Annotated in this window: 14 protein-coding genes, 1 tRNA gene, 1 other RNA gene and 3 pseudogenes; 11 read left to right on the top strand and 8 right to left on the bottom strand. The window is 40.2% G+C overall.

The annotated features are described in order from the left end of the window. The first annotated feature begins 96 nt into the window (after positions 1-96). The 5 genes from FZ954_RS07060 to groL all read left to right on the top strand — a co-directional run bounded on the left by FZ954_RS07060 (position 97) and on the right by groL (position 4,159). Complete coding sequence (locus tag FZ954_RS07060) at positions 97-942, top strand: PTS sugar transporter subunit IIC (protein WP_148877858.1); 846 nt, start codon at positions 97-99, stop codon at positions 940-942. A gap of 1 nt (position 943) precedes the next feature. Then, positions 944-1,783, top strand: coding sequence for a PTS system mannose/fructose/sorbose family transporter subunit IID (locus tag FZ954_RS07055; RefSeq protein WP_039975565.1), 840 nt, complete (start codon positions 944-946; stop codon positions 1,781-1,783). A gap of 17 nt (positions 1,784-1,800) precedes the next feature. Next, entirely contained in the window at positions 1,801-2,091 is a 291-nt protein-coding gene (locus tag FZ954_RS07050; RefSeq protein ID WP_005591588.1) for a hypothetical protein, read from the top strand. A gap of 140 nt (positions 2,092-2,231) precedes the next feature. Then, positions 2,232-2,513, top strand: a complete 282-nt coding sequence (gene groES, locus FZ954_RS07040) for a co-chaperone GroES (protein WP_048766103.1) — start codon at positions 2,232-2,234, stop codon at positions 2,511-2,513. 23 nt (positions 2,514-2,536) lie between these two features. Further along, the gene (gene groL, locus FZ954_RS07035; RefSeq protein WP_148877857.1) at positions 2,537-4,159 is read left to right on the top strand and encodes a chaperonin GroEL; all 1,623 of its coding nucleotides are present in this window, start codon (positions 2,537-2,539) and stop codon (positions 4,157-4,159) included. Between the two features lie 494 nt (positions 4,160-4,653). Here groL and FZ954_RS07025 read toward each other — a convergent pair whose 3' ends face one another. From FZ954_RS07025 to FZ954_RS07005, 5 genes and pseudogenes are all read right to left on the bottom strand, one after another. Continuing rightward, complete coding sequence (locus FZ954_RS07025) at positions 4,654-5,799, bottom strand: low temperature requirement protein A (RefSeq protein WP_060553848.1); 1,146 nt, start codon at positions 5,797-5,799, stop codon at positions 4,654-4,656. Between the two features lie 313 nt (positions 5,800-6,112). After that, positions 6,113-6,478, bottom strand: a pseudogene (locus FZ954_RS12180) (XRE family transcriptional regulator); the annotation flags it as partial. A gap of 216 nt (positions 6,479-6,694) precedes the next feature. Continuing rightward, positions 6,695-6,742 (bottom strand): annotated as a pseudogene (locus tag FZ954_RS12175) (hypothetical protein); the annotation flags it as partial. Between the two features lie 588 nt (positions 6,743-7,330). Next, on the bottom strand, positions 7,331-7,846 hold the full coding sequence (locus FZ954_RS07010; protein WP_002896717.1) for a DUF308 domain-containing protein: 516 nt from the start codon (positions 7,844-7,846) through the stop codon (positions 7,331-7,333). A 223-nt stretch (positions 7,847-8,069) separates the two neighbouring features. Further along, positions 8,070-8,582 (bottom strand): helix-turn-helix domain-containing protein, encoded by a 513-nt coding sequence (locus FZ954_RS07005; RefSeq protein ID WP_002919839.1) that lies wholly within the window; start codon positions 8,580-8,582, stop codon positions 8,070-8,072. 433 nt (positions 8,583-9,015) lie between these two features. Between FZ954_RS07005 and FZ954_RS07000 the strand changes: the two are divergent. The 3 genes and pseudogenes from FZ954_RS07000 (at position 9,016) to FZ954_RS06990 (ending at position 11,331) form a co-directional block, all read left to right on the top strand. After that, positions 9,016-9,993, top strand: a pseudogene (locus FZ954_RS07000) (replication initiation protein). Between the two features lie 11 nt (positions 9,994-10,004). After that, positions 10,005-10,193, top strand: coding sequence for a DUF3173 domain-containing protein (locus tag FZ954_RS06995; protein ID WP_000369785.1), 189 nt, complete (start codon positions 10,005-10,007; stop codon positions 10,191-10,193). A gap of 1 nt (position 10,194) precedes the next feature. After that, positions 10,195-11,331, top strand: a complete 1,137-nt coding sequence (locus tag FZ954_RS06990) for a site-specific integrase (protein WP_148877856.1) — start codon at positions 10,195-10,197, stop codon at positions 11,329-11,331. 88 nt (positions 11,332-11,419) lie between these two features. Here FZ954_RS06990 and FZ954_RS06985 read toward each other — a convergent pair. The 3 genes from FZ954_RS06985 to FZ954_RS06975 all read right to left on the bottom strand — a co-directional run bounded on the left by FZ954_RS06985 (position 11,420) and on the right by FZ954_RS06975 (position 13,026). Beyond that, positions 11,420-11,492, bottom strand: a tRNA-Lys gene (locus tag FZ954_RS06985). A gap of 4 nt (positions 11,493-11,496) precedes the next feature. Continuing rightward, positions 11,497-11,690: non-coding RNA, 6S RNA (ssrS, locus tag FZ954_RS06980), on the bottom strand. 67 nt (positions 11,691-11,757) lie between these two features. Further along, positions 11,758-13,026, bottom strand: coding sequence for a replication-associated recombination protein A (locus FZ954_RS06975; protein ID WP_148877855.1), 1,269 nt, complete (start codon positions 13,024-13,026; stop codon positions 11,758-11,760). A gap of 87 nt (positions 13,027-13,113) precedes the next feature. Here FZ954_RS06975 and FZ954_RS06970 point away from each other — a divergent pair, with 87 nt between their 5' ends. The 3 genes from FZ954_RS06970 to FZ954_RS06960 are packed head-to-tail and all read left to right on the top strand — an operon-like array spanning position 13,114 to position 14,513. Next, positions 13,114-13,584, top strand: a complete 471-nt coding sequence (locus FZ954_RS06970; protein WP_148877854.1) for a DUF3013 family protein — start codon at positions 13,114-13,116, stop codon at positions 13,582-13,584. 9 nt (positions 13,585-13,593) lie between these two features. Further along, positions 13,594-14,046, top strand: a complete 453-nt coding sequence (locus FZ954_RS06965) for an NUDIX hydrolase (protein WP_148877853.1) — start codon at positions 13,594-13,596, stop codon at positions 14,044-14,046. Further along, positions 14,043-14,513, top strand: a complete 471-nt coding sequence (locus FZ954_RS06960) for a GNAT family N-acetyltransferase (protein WP_148877852.1) — start codon at positions 14,043-14,045, stop codon at positions 14,511-14,513. The genes FZ954_RS06965 and FZ954_RS06960 overlap by 4 nt, the downstream gene beginning before the upstream one ends. Positions 14,514-14,578: the final 65 nt, after the last annotated feature.

Below are 14,578 nucleotides of genomic sequence, written 5' to 3'. Positions count from 1 at the left end.
ACAAGGTTTTGGACTTTCGATAGCCTTGCGGGGCAGGGTCTGTTTGAAGGAGTTGGAACTGAGCTCCTGCTCGATCTTACTTAAAGGAGAAAGATTATGACAATTTCTTGGTTGCAAGCCGCAATACTCGGTATCTTTGCTAGTTTATCCTCTATGCCGGGTATGGGTGGCTCAAGTATTGGTAACTATACACTTGGACGTCCGCTTGTCGGAGGCCTCGTCTGTGGTTTGATTTTAGGAGATGTGAGCCTCGGTATTATCTGTGGGGTAGCCATGCAGTTGGTGTATATCGCGCTGGTAACCCCTGGCGGTACTGTTTCGGCCGATGTCCGTGCAGTTTCTTATATCGGTATTCCTTTGGCAATGGTTGCGATCAAGTCACAAGGGATTTCAGATGCTCAGCAGGCTGCTGACTTTGCAAAATCAATGGGTGTGCTGGTTGGTACGCTGGGAACTGTTCTCTTCTACGGAACAGCAACGATGAACTTGGTATGGCAACACATGGGCTGGAAAGCAGTCGAACAGGGAGCATACAAAAAATTGTATGCAGTTGACTGGTATCTGCCTTGGGTTTCCCACTTCCTCTTCTCTTTTTTGCCAACATTAATTCTTTGCCGTTACGGTGCTGATGCTGTTACAGCTCTGAAAGATGCCCTCCCAATGGATGGTCTACCAATGAAAACCCTCTTCACAGTAGGTTCTCTCCTCCCATGTGTCGGTATTGCGATTCTCTTGAAACAAATCGTTGAAAAAGTGACAGACTTTGTCCCATTCTTCGTTGGCTTTACCTTGGCTGCCTCACTTGGCCTCAACCTTGTGTCTAGTGCAGTTGTATCACTGATCTTTGCCCTGCTCTTCTATGAAGTACAGATGGCGAAAAATGTCAAAGCTAGTGCTGTGGCAGTAGGTGATTTTGACGATGATGACGAGGAGGATATCTAAGATGGCAACTAAAAAAATATCTAAAAAAACACTGACCAAATCATTCCACCACTGGTACTATGGTCACTTGACCTGCTTCTCTCAAGAGCACATGCAGACTTTTGGTTACTTGACTTCTATGCTACCAATCGTGGAAGAATTGTACGATACAAAAGAAGAGCAAGCGCGTTCTATGCACACTTATACAGCCTTCTTCAACACGGAACCTCAGCTGGGTACTCTGGTCGTTGGGATCACAGCTGGTTTGGAAGAAGCGCGTGCCAATGGTGCAGAAGCAGTAAATGACGAAACCATCAACGGACTTCGGGCTGGCTTGATGGGGCCGGTTGCTGGTATCGGTGACTCTCTGATCGTTGGAACCTTGATTCCAGTTATTTTAGGGATTTCAATGGGGCTTTCAAATGGAGGCTCACCTGTCGGTGCCATCTTCTATATCCTAGTTTGGAATCTGCTGGCTTATTTCGGTATGCGTTTCGCTTACTTTAAAGGCTATGAATTGGGAGACAAGGCCGTTGAATTTCTAGTAGGAGAACAAGGGCAAGCTATCCGTAAATCTGTTGGGATTGTCGGCGGAATGGTTATCGGTGCTGTTGCAGCAACTTGGGTACCTATCAAAACTGCCTTCCAATTGACCAATCCGGGTGAAAAAGAGCCTTACCTTGTCTTACAAGATAAATTAGACGGTGTTTACCCAGGTCTCTTAACAGCTGTTTTTATCGTATTTTGCTGGTGGCTCATGGCCAAGAAGAACCTTTCTCCAATCAAAGTGATGCTCATTCTGGTTGTTATCGCCTTTCTTGGAGTACTGGCTGGCTTCTTTAACCCAGGTCTCCAATATTAAGAAAAAGAGGAAAAATCATGACAGAACAAGAATTGATTCAAGGCTATGAAACAGAAATTCAATACCAGAAGCATATGATTGAAAATCTCGGACGCTGGTTTAGTCTTTTCTTTACCATTGCCAGTATCGGTTTTGTCCTGATTTATCTCTTTCATCGAACTAATCTGCTTCTGTTTATCGTAGGAGTCATCTTAGCTATTTTGGGAATTCTTGTCATGCTGGTCTTTGGCTATGGCATCTACAAGGGTAGACTAAATCTGCAAAAAGTGATTGATGATTTTGAAGAGAAACTGAAGTTAGCTCAATAATGTTTCCAATTAATTTCCCCAAAAACTTTGTCATTCGGCAAAGTTTTTTCTTGACTATTTCTGACCAAGTGATAAAATAATAACTATAGATTAGCACTCGATGTCATAGAGTGCTAAAATTCAATCTTTGGAGGAAAAAGATGTTAAAACCATTAGGTGACCGTGTGGTCTTAAAAGTAGAAGAAAAAGAACAGAAAGTTGGTGGCTTTGTCATTGCTGGTGCAGGACAGGACGCGACAAAAGAAGCAAAAGTTATTGCAGTTGGCCAAGGAATCCGTACGTTGAACGGAGAGTTGGTTGCACCAAGTGTCAAGCCAGGTGATAAGGTTTTAGTTGAAAGTCATGCTGGCATTGAAGTCAAAGATCAAGATGAGAAATTCTTGGTTGTTGGGGAAGCAAGCATTCTTGCAATTGTGGAGTAAAAATCTAAGAAAGAGGTTTAAAAATGGCAAAAGATATTAAATTTTCATCAGATGCACGCAGCGCAATGGTTCGTGGTGTGGATATTCTAGCAGATACTGTCAAGGTAACCTTGGGCCCTAAAGGTCGCAATGTCGTTTTGGAAAAATCTTTTGGTTCACCCCTCATCACCAATGACGGTGTGACCATTGCCAAGGAAATCGAACTGGAAGACCATTTTGAAAATATGGGTGCTAAGCTAGTGTCAGAAGTGGCTTCAAAAACCAATGATATCGCTGGAGACGGAACAACGACTGCTACTGTCTTGACCCAAGCTATCGTCCGAGAAGGGATTAAAAACGTGACTGCGGGTGCCAACCCAATCGGTATCCGCCGCGGAATTGAAGCAGCAGTTGCGACTGCTGTCAGCGCTCTGAAAGAAACTGCGATTCCAGTTTCTAACAAGGAAGCAATTGCTCAGGTTGCTGCCGTATCTTCTCGCAGCGAGAAAGTCGGCGAGTACATCTCTGAAGCTATGGAAAAAGTTGGCAACGATGGCGTTATCACCATCGAAGAGTCCAAAGGGATGGAAACAGAGCTGGATGTCGTAGAAGGAATGCAGTTTGACCGTGGCTACCTGTCTCAATACATGGTGACGGATAGCGAAAAAATGGTGGCTGATCTGGACAACCCTTATATCTTGATTACAGACAAGAAAATTTCTAACATTCAAGAGATTTTGCCATTGTTGGAAAGTATTTTGAAAACCAACCGTCCGCTCTTGATCATTGCAGATGATGTGGATGGTGAAGCTCTGCCAACACTGGTTCTTAACAAGATTCGTGGTACCTTTAATGTCGTGGCTGTTAAAGCACCAGGTTTCGGTGACCGTCGCAAGGCTATGTTGGAAGACATTGCCATCTTGACTGGTGGTACAGTGATTACAGAAGACCTTGGTCTGGAGCTCAAAGATGCGACCATTGAAGCGCTTGGACAAGCTTCTAAAGTAACTGTTGACAAGGATAGCACTGTGATTGTGGAAGGCTCTGGTAATCCAGAAGCCATTGCTAACCGTGTGGCCGTTATTAAATCGCAAATCGAAAGTACAACTTCTGAGTTTGATAAAGAAAAATTGCAAGAACGTCTGGCTAAATTGTCCGGTGGTGTAGCTGTGATTAAGGTCGGTGCTGCAACCGAAACCGAACTTAAAGAAATGAAACTCCGCATTGAAGATGCCCTTAATGCGACTCGTGCCGCAGTAGAAGAAGGGATCGTGTCAGGTGGTGGTACAGCCTTTGTTAGCGTATTAGATGCAGTAGCTGACCTTGACTTAACAGGCGATGAAGCGACTGGCCGGAACATCGTCCTCCGCGCTTTGGAAGAGCCTGTCCGTCAAATCGCTTTGAATGCTGGTTTTGAAGGCTCTATCATCATCGACCGCCTGAAAAACTCTGAAGCTGGTACAGGCTTTAACGCAGCGACTGGCGAATGGGTGAACATGATTGAAGCTGGAATCATTGACCCAGTTAAGGTGACGCGCTCAGCCCTGCAAAATGCCGCTTCAGTTGCTAGTCTAATTTTGACAACAGAAGCAGTTGTGGCCAATAGGCCAGAACCTGCGCCAGCAGCACCAGCTATGGACCCAAGCATGATGGGCGGCATGATGTAAGACACATCGAAGAAAGTACAACTTTTTTGAAATCAATAAAGTAAAAAAGACTTCAAACTATTGATCCAAAACAATGGTTTGAAGTCTTTTTATTGTACGGATAATGAGACAAAAATTTGTAAAATAATGAAAAAGCCTTGGATTCCAAGGCTTTTTAGTCATACTTTCTATGCCCCCTGCATGGATTTGTAAGAACTTTTCATATTGAAAATAAACAAAAATGTTGAAATATAGCTGATTTTAGGGAAATACTTTTAGGTATTTTCAATGTCAGGATTTAAAAATGGGGCAAAAGTGGGGCAAAAACAAATTAACGAAAAAAATATCGAGTTCGTGCATCAAGTAAATGATAAATTGCAAGAATAAGTGCAACATTTACTCGAACTCATCCTCTAGAGCTTCACTAGCAGTTCTGTAAGCTAAACATTTTCGTGGTCGGTGATTGATATCATATAAAGCCTTGGTTCCCAAAGCTTTTTTATGTTATAAACTCATTAAAAGAACCCCCAGTTAGATTTGGAATATTTTTTATTCTGTGTCACATAAAAATAAATAAAATGAATGGCTATAGCTAGAGCGAAGATGGTTGCAATACTCAACACTGTTATAGGATTAGAAGCGAAAAGCAAAGAGAGAATCAAGGCAACCAGATAGAGTGTCGCTTGAGCACAGTAGTAACTTCTCGGATAGCGAAGATAGTTTTTGTTATAGGGCCCATTTGCTAGGACAGCAGCTTGGAAGAGGCCAATTCCGATATAAAAGAAGCTGATTGCAACGAGAAGATTAGCCTCGGGATTCAGGAGATAACCCATCGAAACTGTCATCAACATAAGCCCGATGAAAATAGGATAGTGACTATAAATTACAAATAATCCCTTTTGACTAGATCCTTCATCAATAGCATGGTCAAATTCGCCAAAATAAAACAAGAACAGGGAAAGCATGATAACGAAATTGAGAACCGAATAAATCGAGAAATTCTCGACTGTAAAGAAGCTAGCTAGCCCAACAACCATCTCTCCAAACGTAATAATGACAAGAAGGGAGACGCGCTCGATTAAATGGGGAAGATTTACCTGGAAATGCTCATCTTTAGTAATCAAGAAAATTGGCACAATAAATGTTAGCAGAATACTAGCAATAAAGATATAGACTCCAACGTAAATAGGAAAAAGAGCTGCCAGATAGACTCCTAAACTTCCTAGACCTGTTAACCATAGAAAACCTTTGATACTTTCCCGATCAGTATTATCGGTTGATTCTCTAAAAAACTCAACCAAATATTGAAAAAATAAGGTAAGGGTCAATGTACCAACAGCCCAACAGGTATAATAGAACCATTGTTGCCAATTGTATCCAATCATATTGGACATAAAGAGCATAAGTCCCATGTTGATAAACATGATTACCATGTTAAATAACGAGTTTGTTCCATAGCGATTGGTATAAATGGTTTGAATCATCCAGGAATTGATGATAACCATGACAGAGATGAAGAAATCAAGTAAAGAATCCCAAGCCACAACACCGCTATGAAGAGGGTGAATTAAAGCAGTTGCTTTTGAAATTGCAAAAACAAACACTAGGTCATAAAATAGTTCTGAAAATTCTACACGTTTATGTTTAATAAGAGTTGTCATCTTAAGTCCTTTCTATTCTAGAAGTACAATTTATTATAACAGAAAATGGTAATGAGAGAAAAGGAGATGCTTAAATAATTTCATGTGGCGCGAATTGTAAAAACCTTGGACACATTTACCTCATGTACCAACTTACAGGCGGAGTGTTTGATGATTGGTAATAAAGAATGGGTGTTGAAACATTCAAGTTATTATCATACTGAGAAAGATGGAACAACAAAACGAGTTGAGTTCAATGCAACTAAGCAACCGGAAGAACTGAAGAATAAGATTATACAATAGAAAAAGCGAGCCTAAAACTCGCTTTTTTTATTTAATCTAATAGCTCCTTATTTTCAATTAAGAGTTCTAGTGGAGATTTATCTCTTGCTTCAATAAAACCAGGTTCATATTGGGTATGAAGTGTTCTTTTCTGAGAAGTTGGATCAATATACAACTCTTTTCCATCTTCTGTGTATAGTTGGTTGCCTCTTGTTAGGTAAAGTAAATCCTCTAAGTACTGTCCATCAGTATGTAGGAAATGCTCGATGTATTTAACAGCTTTTAAGATTTCACTTACTTTATCAGAGTATTCATTAGATTCAAGAACACTCTTTTCTAACTCAATCTCTTTACTCGTTCCAAAGAGTTGGGTTGGAGTTGCATTAAAATATTCTGCTATCTTATCCAAATTTGCAAANGTGTATAGTTGGTTGCCTCTTGTTAGGTAAAGTAAATCCTCTAAGTACTGTCCATCAGTATGTAGGAAATGCTCGATGTATTTAACAGCTTTTAAGATTTCACTTACTTTATCAGAGTATTCATTAGATTCAAGAACACTCTTTTCTAACTCAATCTCTTTACTCGTTCCAAAGAGTTGGGTTGGAGTTGCATTAAAATATTCTGCTATCTTATCCAAATTTGCAAAGGTAGGATAGCTTTTTTGTTTTTCGTAATCAGAGATGGACTGTTTACCGATTCCTAATTACCTCAGTCTCTTCAGTCTGTTAATTTTTTTTCGAAAATTTCTCTCATTAGTTAAATTAAATGGTTCTTTTCAATTAAGTTTTAACTTCTATCTGGTAAGTAAAAGGAAAAATAATACCCGTGGTGCTAGTTAAACTCAAAATACAAGAAAAGCCTAAAAGGACTATACTGTAAGTGACAAAACAAAACAGGAGGATAGTCCAAATGAGCCACTTACATTAGTCCTGTGAAATACAGAACTAAATCCTTCACTTAAATTACTTGTCTAACTTTTTGGGGTCAGTACAAACAGTGCTTTTTTTGTTGAAATCGCAAAGAATCTAAGCTTTCTTTTTGCAGATAACATTCGCTCTTTTATTTTCGGTATGATTGAGTCGATGCCCCGTTCTCGACCGGTTATTATTGCAACTTATCGAATGCTAGAGCACTATGCCATCACTTTTTGGAAGAATACTTGGAGCAATTCTACGCAGAATGGAATGCGAAAAAGTGATAATTAAAGAGACAAAAAAGCTGAGAATATGATTTCCCAGCTTTTTTGAATGCGATAGAAATAGCAACTAGACTATTTACGAAAGACCTCAATAATGTAGGTGAAGCCAGTAACTAAAAATGCAAAGGCAATGACATAAACGACAAAGACACCTGTAGCCACTGGATTGAACAGAATCACTAGACCTAGTAAAAATTCAAGCAAGGCTACCCACGTGATATTGCTACCAATAATAGGGAAAATCAATCCTAGACGATTGCCTTTAAAGAAAGCAATAATGGCTTCTACAATTAACCAAATTCCTACAATGGTCGGAATGACGACCGGCAGGGTCAAAAAGCCATAAGCAACGAGGTAAAGAGCTAAGAGAAGACTAACAAATCCTTGGAAAAGATAAACAGGTGAGCGAAGCTCTTTTGGTGCAGAGAAATAGCCTAAAATAGCTGCTATAGAAGAAACCAGTAAACTAAATGCAATCCACCAGCTGTAAGCAACAAGATTAGCTACTGGGTTTGTAAATAGGAAAAGTCCTAAAAGGACAAAAACAACTCCTGCAAGGAATAGCAGTAAACGATTAGAAAATTTCATTTCAATACCCTCTATATAGTATAGTATAGTTTGCTAATAAAACTATTGTACTTATTTTTATAGAAAATGTCAATAAAATAAATAAACAATTTGGAAGTTTCAGTCTGACTTACAAAAAGAAAAGGAGTTTTCACTCCTTTTCACAGATTGAAGACAAAGTCCTTATAAAAGTGTCTTCTAAAGATTTTAACTTCAATCTGAAGCGAGGTTATCCTCGCTTTTTCTATTTATCAAACAATTCCTTATTTTCAATTAAGAGTTCTAGTGGAGATTTATCCCTTGCTACAATAAAACCAGGTTCATATTGGTTATGAAGTGTTCTTTTCTGAGAAGTTGGATCAATATACAACTCATCTCCATCTTCTGTGTATAGTTGGTTGCCTCTTGTTAAGTAAAGTAAATCCTCTAAGTACTGTCCATCAGTTTCTAGAAAATCTTCGATGTATTTGACAGCTTTTAAAATCTCACTTACTTTATCAGAGTATTCATTAGATTCAAGAACACTCTTTTCTAACTCAATCTCTTTACTCGTTCCAAAGAGTTGGGTTGGAGTTGCATTAAAATATTCTGCTATCTTATCCAAATTTGCAAAGGTAGGATAGCTTTTTTGTTTTTCGTAATCAGAGATGGACTGTTTACCAATTCCTAAATCTTCAGCTAGTTGAGTTTGACTTACTCCTTTTTCTATGCGTAGGCGTGCCAAATTGGGTCCAAAATTTTGAATAATAAAGGTCATGGAAAACTCCTATTCTTTTATTTTTAACTTATTTTATCACCTATAAACTTACAAATCAAGTTTTTAGTTGACTAACTAAAATGTTTTTTATAAAATATATTTATAACTTAAAAATAAGTTATAAATAACACAAAAAGGTATGTTAGTTTAGTAATAGTGAGGAAGGACTTGAGGACGAGACCACGACTTATGACTATTAGAAGCCTTGGTGCTAGAAATTGAGTGGACAAGGGCAAGGGACTTCGCCTGACGGGAAGTCAGGCGAAGTCCTGCAGACTGCCGTCCACACAATTTCTTACCAAGCAAAAGCTGGCTATTCTAACAGCCAGCAAAAAGGTACACTTAGGACAACGTCCAAAGAACAACGGAACGGGTAAACGTTGATTTGACGGCGTTTCTGAGAGCCAAAAAATCTAAAAAAAGGGGGGCAATTTTGTTGGTCTCTATACAAGATTTAAGAAACATTCAGGAACAATGTGATGTAGGAAAATTAGTACAGCGACTAGATGTCAGTATTGATAGATTAACGGTTATCTGGGATACAGACACTGGTTCGCTAAGACGAATTTTTAAAAATTTGAAATAGGCAATAAGTACAAGAGTTGACGCATTTGAAATACATGATAACGTGCGAGATGATGTCTTTACTTTAGCTAAGGATTTTAATGAGTATGATTCGATCAATATTATATTTTTTCAATTATCCACTTATGGAAATGAACAATTAATAAGAATTGATTTCAATCCTAATACTTTAAAAGAATTTGATGGGATGAAAGTATGGAGGCAATTAATGTACTTTGCTAGATTGAATTCATTGACGGTACGATTGTCTCGTTTTGATTTGGCATTTGATATTTTCAATAGGCCTGAAATCGTTAATTTGCAACATATTAAAGGTGGTGTTACCCATAAGGTCTTCTATGGTCGAGGGGGCGAATTAGAGATGAAATATTGGGGTTCTAGCGGTAGTAATGTACAAGTTAGGTTATATGATAAGAATAAAGAAATCATTGCTCACAAGCGCCAAGAGAAGCTAGATTTGGGTGTAAATCCGTTTTGGTGGAGACTAGAGTTCCAACTCAGAACCAAAGCGATTGGTGAGGAGATGGTCCAAGATATTATGAGTAGACTTGATAATTTCGGTTTTTATAAGCTAGATCATATTCGAGTGGAGCAAAGAGCATTTACAATTATCTTTCTCAACAATCCTGAACTGTTATCATTGGCTTTTCCAAATTTAAAATCAGACAGCATCAAAAAGAAAAAAACAAGAGTCCGCAAACTATTGAGAGAAGAAACGAACCAATTTGCGGAAGAATTAAAAGAAGTATTAATACAGAATCTCCCTAAATTAAATGCAGAATTACAACTACTTGTAGGCGAGTTTCTGAATTTAGAAAATAAATAAGGAGGATAACTATGGACAATAATTTAATTAGTAACAAAGAATTAATTGAAATGGGCTATCGCCCTCATACAGCAAATGATATCATTCATCAGGCAAGAGAATTACTTGTCTCACGAGGCTATACATTTTATAATCGCAAACGTTTGATGGTTGTTCCAAAAAGTGTTGTAAATGAGATTCTAGGAACTGAAGTGGCGTAATATGGCAAGTGTTCGTTATCGAAAGCGAGGAGATAGTAATTTATGGACCTATGAAATTCGTAGCGAAGGGAAAACTGTTGTTCATAATAGCGGTTTTAAAACAAAAAAACTTGCAGAGTCAGAAGCTGAACCGATTCTGCAAGAACTTCGTTTAGGAAAAAGAATTTCTAGAGATATTTCTCTTGTAGATCTGTATCAAGAATGGCTTGAACTAAAAATTCTACCGAGTAGTAGGTCGGAAGAGACAAAGAAAAAATATCTTCTCCGTAAAAACACAATTGAAAGATTATTTGGAAATAAAAAAGTCACTCAAATTCGTGCGAGTGAATACCAAAGAATTATGAATAAGTATGGACAAACAGTTGGTAGAAATTTTCTTGGTAGATTGTATACTGGGATTCATCAGAGCATCCAAATGGCAATTGCAGACAAAGTTCTAATAGATGATTTTACACAACATGTCGAGTTATTTTCATCCAAAGAACAACAGATGACAGAAGAGAAATATTTACATACAGAAAAGGACTATCTGGATTTACTTTTAGCAGTAAAGAGAAAATTTGATTACCAACGTTCAATTGTTCCTTATATTGTCTATTTTCTATTAAAAACAGGCATGAGGTTTGGAGAGTTAATAGCGTTAACTTGGAATGAAGTTGACTTTGACAGAGGACTGCTAAAAACATATAGGAGGTTTAATACCCTTTCTCATAAATTTGTCCCTCCAAAAAATAAAACGTCTATTCGGATGGTACCGATAGACGAAGAATGTATTAAGATATTACAAGTCCTAAAAATTGAACAGGAGAAGGCTAATAAAGAGCTAGGAATCAAGAATAGGTATAAAATGATTTTTCAGCATTATGGATATATTCACTTGGTACCAGATATTGCAAGTGTCAATAAAGCTTTGAGTGTTCTCTTAAATGAGTTGAACATTTATCCAATTATCACGACAAAAGGAGCACGCCACACCTATGGAAGCTACCTCTGGCACAAAGGATTTGACCTTGGAGTTATTGCAAAAATTCTAGGGCATAGAGATATTTCGATGTTGGTAGAAGTGTATGGATACACTTTAGAAGAGAAAATTTTTGAAGAATTTAATCAAATAAGAGATGTTTGGAAAGATTGCTAATAAAAAATGTGGGGCAAATGATGGGGCAGAATGATTTCAGAGCAAGTAAAAAAGCCTACAGAATAGGCTTTCTTAGTCATACTTTCTATGCCCCCTGCAGGGCTCGAACCTGCGACCCATAGATTAAGAGTCTACTGCTCTACCAACTGAGCTAAGGAGGCAAGAGAAAAAGCTGTATTGGTGCCGGACCTTCACGATTTGTATTGAACCCGCGCAATTAAGCAGGTGGGCAACTCGCTCTAACTGAAGCTGCTTCCGCGTGACACGGCTTGCACGCTGTTAGAAGTCTTTTGTTTCCCTAATAATACAAAAAATAGTCGGTCAACACTTAAGTGTGAAGTCGTACACCACAGCGTTTCTATAATTATAATACCATAAATTTTGAAAAATTCAAGAGAAAAATGTGATTTTTTGCAAACGATGCCATCATTTTTTTAAGTCATCGATCTTATTCTTGGTCAATCCAAGGGCTCGCTCGTATTTGCCATTCTCATTAGGCGTGAAGTAATTGGCATCTTTTATCTTGTCGGGTAGATAGTCCTGCTTGACCCAATTGCCAGGATAGGAGTGAGGGTAGAGATAGTCCTGTGCGTTGCCCAATTCCTTGCTGCCGGCATAGTGGCCGTCGCGTAAGTGGCGGGGAATGGGCAGGTTTCCATTCCTCCGTAGGTCAGCTAAGGCCTTGTCCATGGCCACATAGGCTGAGTTGGACTTGGGCGACAGCGCCAAATCAATGACAATATTGGCAATGAGGATACGGGCTTCAGGAAAGCCGATCCGTTGGGCAGCTTCTAGAGCTGTAACGGTATGGACTTGGGCGTCAGGATTTGCCAGACCAATATCCTCGTAAGCGATAACGGTCAAGCGTCGAGCTAGGCTAGGTAGGTCTCCTGCCTCAACGAGGCGAGCTGCGTAGTGGAGGCTAGCATTGACATCGGAGCCACGGATGGACTTCTGCAGAGCAGAGAGGACATCATAATGGCCGTCCCCGTCCTTATCCATGGTGATATAGCTCTTTTGCAGGCTGTTTTCCATCACATCAAGTGTAATATGGCGGATGCCCTTGCTATCTTCTGGGGTAGAAAGCACCGCTAAATCCAGCGAGTTATAGGCGGAGCGCAAATCTCCATTGGTAGAGATGGCGATGAAGTCCAGAGCCTCATCGTCTAGCTCCACTGGGAAATCAAATCCTCGCTCCTTGTCTGTCAGGGCTAGCTGAATGGCCGTCCGAATGTCGTCGTTGCTGAGGGGCTCAAGCTCAAATATCTGAACCCGGCTTCTGATAGCAGGGGTGACAGAAAAGAAAGGATTTTCCGTCGTCGCCCCAATCATGATGACCAGACCGCTTTCTAATAGTGGCAGCAGAAAGTCTTGCTTGGTCTTGTCCAAGCGGTGAATTTCATCTAGCAGGAGCACCAGTCCGCCGGAAAATTTCGCTTCTTCAGCGATTTCCTGCAGGCGCTTCTTGCTATCTACGGTGGCGTTAAAGGTCCGAAAGGCAAACTTGGTTGTGCCGGCAATAGCCGAGGCGATGGAGGTTTTGCCGATGCCGGGTGGTCCATATAGAATCATCGAGGACAGGCGGTTGGCTTCAACCATGCGACGGATGATTTTCCCAGGTCCGACCAGATGCTGCTGGCCGATGATTTGATCAATGCTGGTCGGTCGCATGCGTAGGGCGAGGTTTTCTGGCATAAGATTTCCTTTCTGCAAGTGTTTTTCTTGGCTTTTTGTGTTACTATTGTAGATAGTAATATTTTATCACAATGAAAAGAGGAAATCATGGCTAAGTACGGTTTTTTGGAGATATTGGACGAGGAAATGGGGAAGAGCTTTCCTTTTGACTATGAGATAAACTGGGACAAGAAGAACCACACGGTGGAAGTGGCCTTTCTCCTTGAGGTGCAAAATCCAGGAGGGATTGAGACAGTTGATGCTGAGGGCAATGCCTCGGCTGAGGATATTTACTTTGAGGAAGCCGTGCTTTTCTATAATCCGGTCAAGTCTCGTTTTGAGGCCGAGGACTATCTGGCTGCCCTGCCCTATGAGCCGAAGAAGGGCCTGTCACGGGAGTTTCTGGCTTATTTCGTGGATTTCCTAAGCCAAACAGCTGAGTCTGGCCTCGATGCGCTCATGGACTTCTTAGCAGATCCAGAGGCAGCAGAGTTTGAGCTAGCTTGGAATGTAGAGGCTTTTGAAAATGGCAGAGCTGACTTGGCTGAGACAGACTTTTATCCTTATCCGAGGTATTAGGAGGCGCTTATGGAAAATGCAGAAGGACTAGATTTGCTGCACACACAGATGGAATTTTCTGGCTGCAAGATTGCCTTGCTCAGTGATGACAAGCTGCTGACTATCTTGCGAGACGATATTTCAACCATTCCTTGGCCCAATATGTGGGAGTTACCGGGCGGTGGCCGAGAGGACGAGGAAACGCCTTTTGAATGCGTCCAACGAGAGGTTTTTGAAGAGCTTGGTTTGAAGCTTGAAGAAGCAGATATTCTCTGGGTTAAGGAATATCAAGGAATGCTTGATCCTGACAAAACCTCTATTTTTATGGTGGGAACCATCACTCAGGAAGAATGTGCCAGCATTGTCTTTGGTGATGAGGGCCAGGTTTATCAGATGATGGATGTGAGCCAGTTTTTAGCAGATGACAAGGTTATTCCGCAGCTGCAGGACAGGTTGAGTGATTATTTGGAGGTGCGAGTATGATTTATATTGAACGGGCAGGCGCTGAGGATTTAGAGATTATTATTGCCATTCAGCGAGCGAGTTTTAAGGCCGTTTATGAGAAATATCAGGATCAATATGATCCTTATCTGGAGGAGCGAGAGCGAATTCGCTGGAAGCTGGTTGAGCGGCCCAATAGTTTTTATTATTTTGTCAAAGACGGCGAGAAGATTCTGGGCTTTATCCGATTGAATACAAATGACGAACAGACAGCAGGCTGGATTGGAACAGTAGCGATTTTGCCAGAGTACCAGAATAAAGGATATGGTTCTGAGGGGCTTGGTCTGATTGAGGAGGCATTCTCCACCATTACGCAATGGGATTTGTGTACGGTTTTCCAGGATAAAGGCATGGTGGCTTTTTATGAGAAAAATGGCTATCATCAGACCCATACGGAGCCTGAAAAAGAGGGCATGGATATGGTTTACATGACGAAGACAATGAAATAAACAAAGAAAGGATCGTTCAGTTAAATTTCTAAACTGAACCCGCCCTAAACACTGTGCCAAATGTT

Origin of the sequence: Streptococcus sp. Marseille-P7375, assembly GCF_902460365.1 — a bacterium.
Taxonomy (GTDB): Bacteria; Bacillota; Bacilli; order Lactobacillales; family Streptococcaceae; genus Streptococcus; species Streptococcus cristatus_I.
The sequence above is the reverse complement of the archived record's forward strand: the minus strand, read 5'-3'. Positions and strand labels throughout refer to the sequence as shown.

Bases quoted from the DNA above. Each gene is read 5' to 3' on its own strand.
- FZ954_RS06970 (WP_148877854.1), top strand. From the start codon at position 13,114: ATGGCTAAGTACGGTTTTTTGGAGATATTGGACGAGGAAATGGGGAAG.
- FZ954_RS06965 (WP_148877853.1), top strand. From the start codon at position 13,594: ATGGAAAATGCAGAAGGACTAGATTTGCTGCACACACAGATGGAATTT.
- groES (WP_048766103.1), top strand. From the start codon at position 2,232: ATGTTAAAACCATTAGGTGACCGTGTGGTCTTAAAAGTAGAAGAAAAA.
- FZ954_RS06975 (WP_148877855.1), bottom strand. From the start codon at position 13,026: ATGCCAGAAAACCTCGCCCTACGCATGCGACCGACCAGCATTGATCAA.
- FZ954_RS06960 (WP_148877852.1), top strand. From the start codon at position 14,043: ATGATTTATATTGAACGGGCAGGCGCTGAGGATTTAGAGATTATTATT.
- FZ954_RS07005 (WP_002919839.1), bottom strand. From the start codon at position 8,582: ATGACCTTTATTATTCAAAATTTTGGACCCAATTTGGCACGCCTACGC.
- FZ954_RS07025 (WP_060553848.1), bottom strand. From the start codon at position 5,799: ATGACAACTCTTATTAAACATAAACGTGTAGAATTTTCAGAACTATTT.
- FZ954_RS07010 (WP_002896717.1), bottom strand. From the start codon at position 7,846: ATGAAATTTTCTAATCGTTTACTGCTATTCCTTGCAGGAGTTGTTTTT.
- FZ954_RS07060 (WP_148877858.1), top strand. From the start codon at position 97: ATGACAATTTCTTGGTTGCAAGCCGCAATACTCGGTATCTTTGCTAGT.
- FZ954_RS07050 (WP_005591588.1), top strand. From the start codon at position 1,801: ATGACAGAACAAGAATTGATTCAAGGCTATGAAACAGAAATTCAATAC.
- FZ954_RS07055 (WP_039975565.1), top strand. From the start codon at position 944: ATGGCAACTAAAAAAATATCTAAAAAAACACTGACCAAATCATTCCAC.
- FZ954_RS06995 (WP_000369785.1), top strand. From the start codon at position 10,005: ATGGACAATAATTTAATTAGTAACAAAGAATTAATTGAAATGGGCTAT.
- groL (WP_148877857.1), top strand. From the start codon at position 2,537: ATGGCAAAAGATATTAAATTTTCATCAGATGCACGCAGCGCAATGGTT.
- FZ954_RS06990 (WP_148877856.1), top strand. From the start codon at position 10,195: ATGGCAAGTGTTCGTTATCGAAAGCGAGGAGATAGTAATTTATGGACC.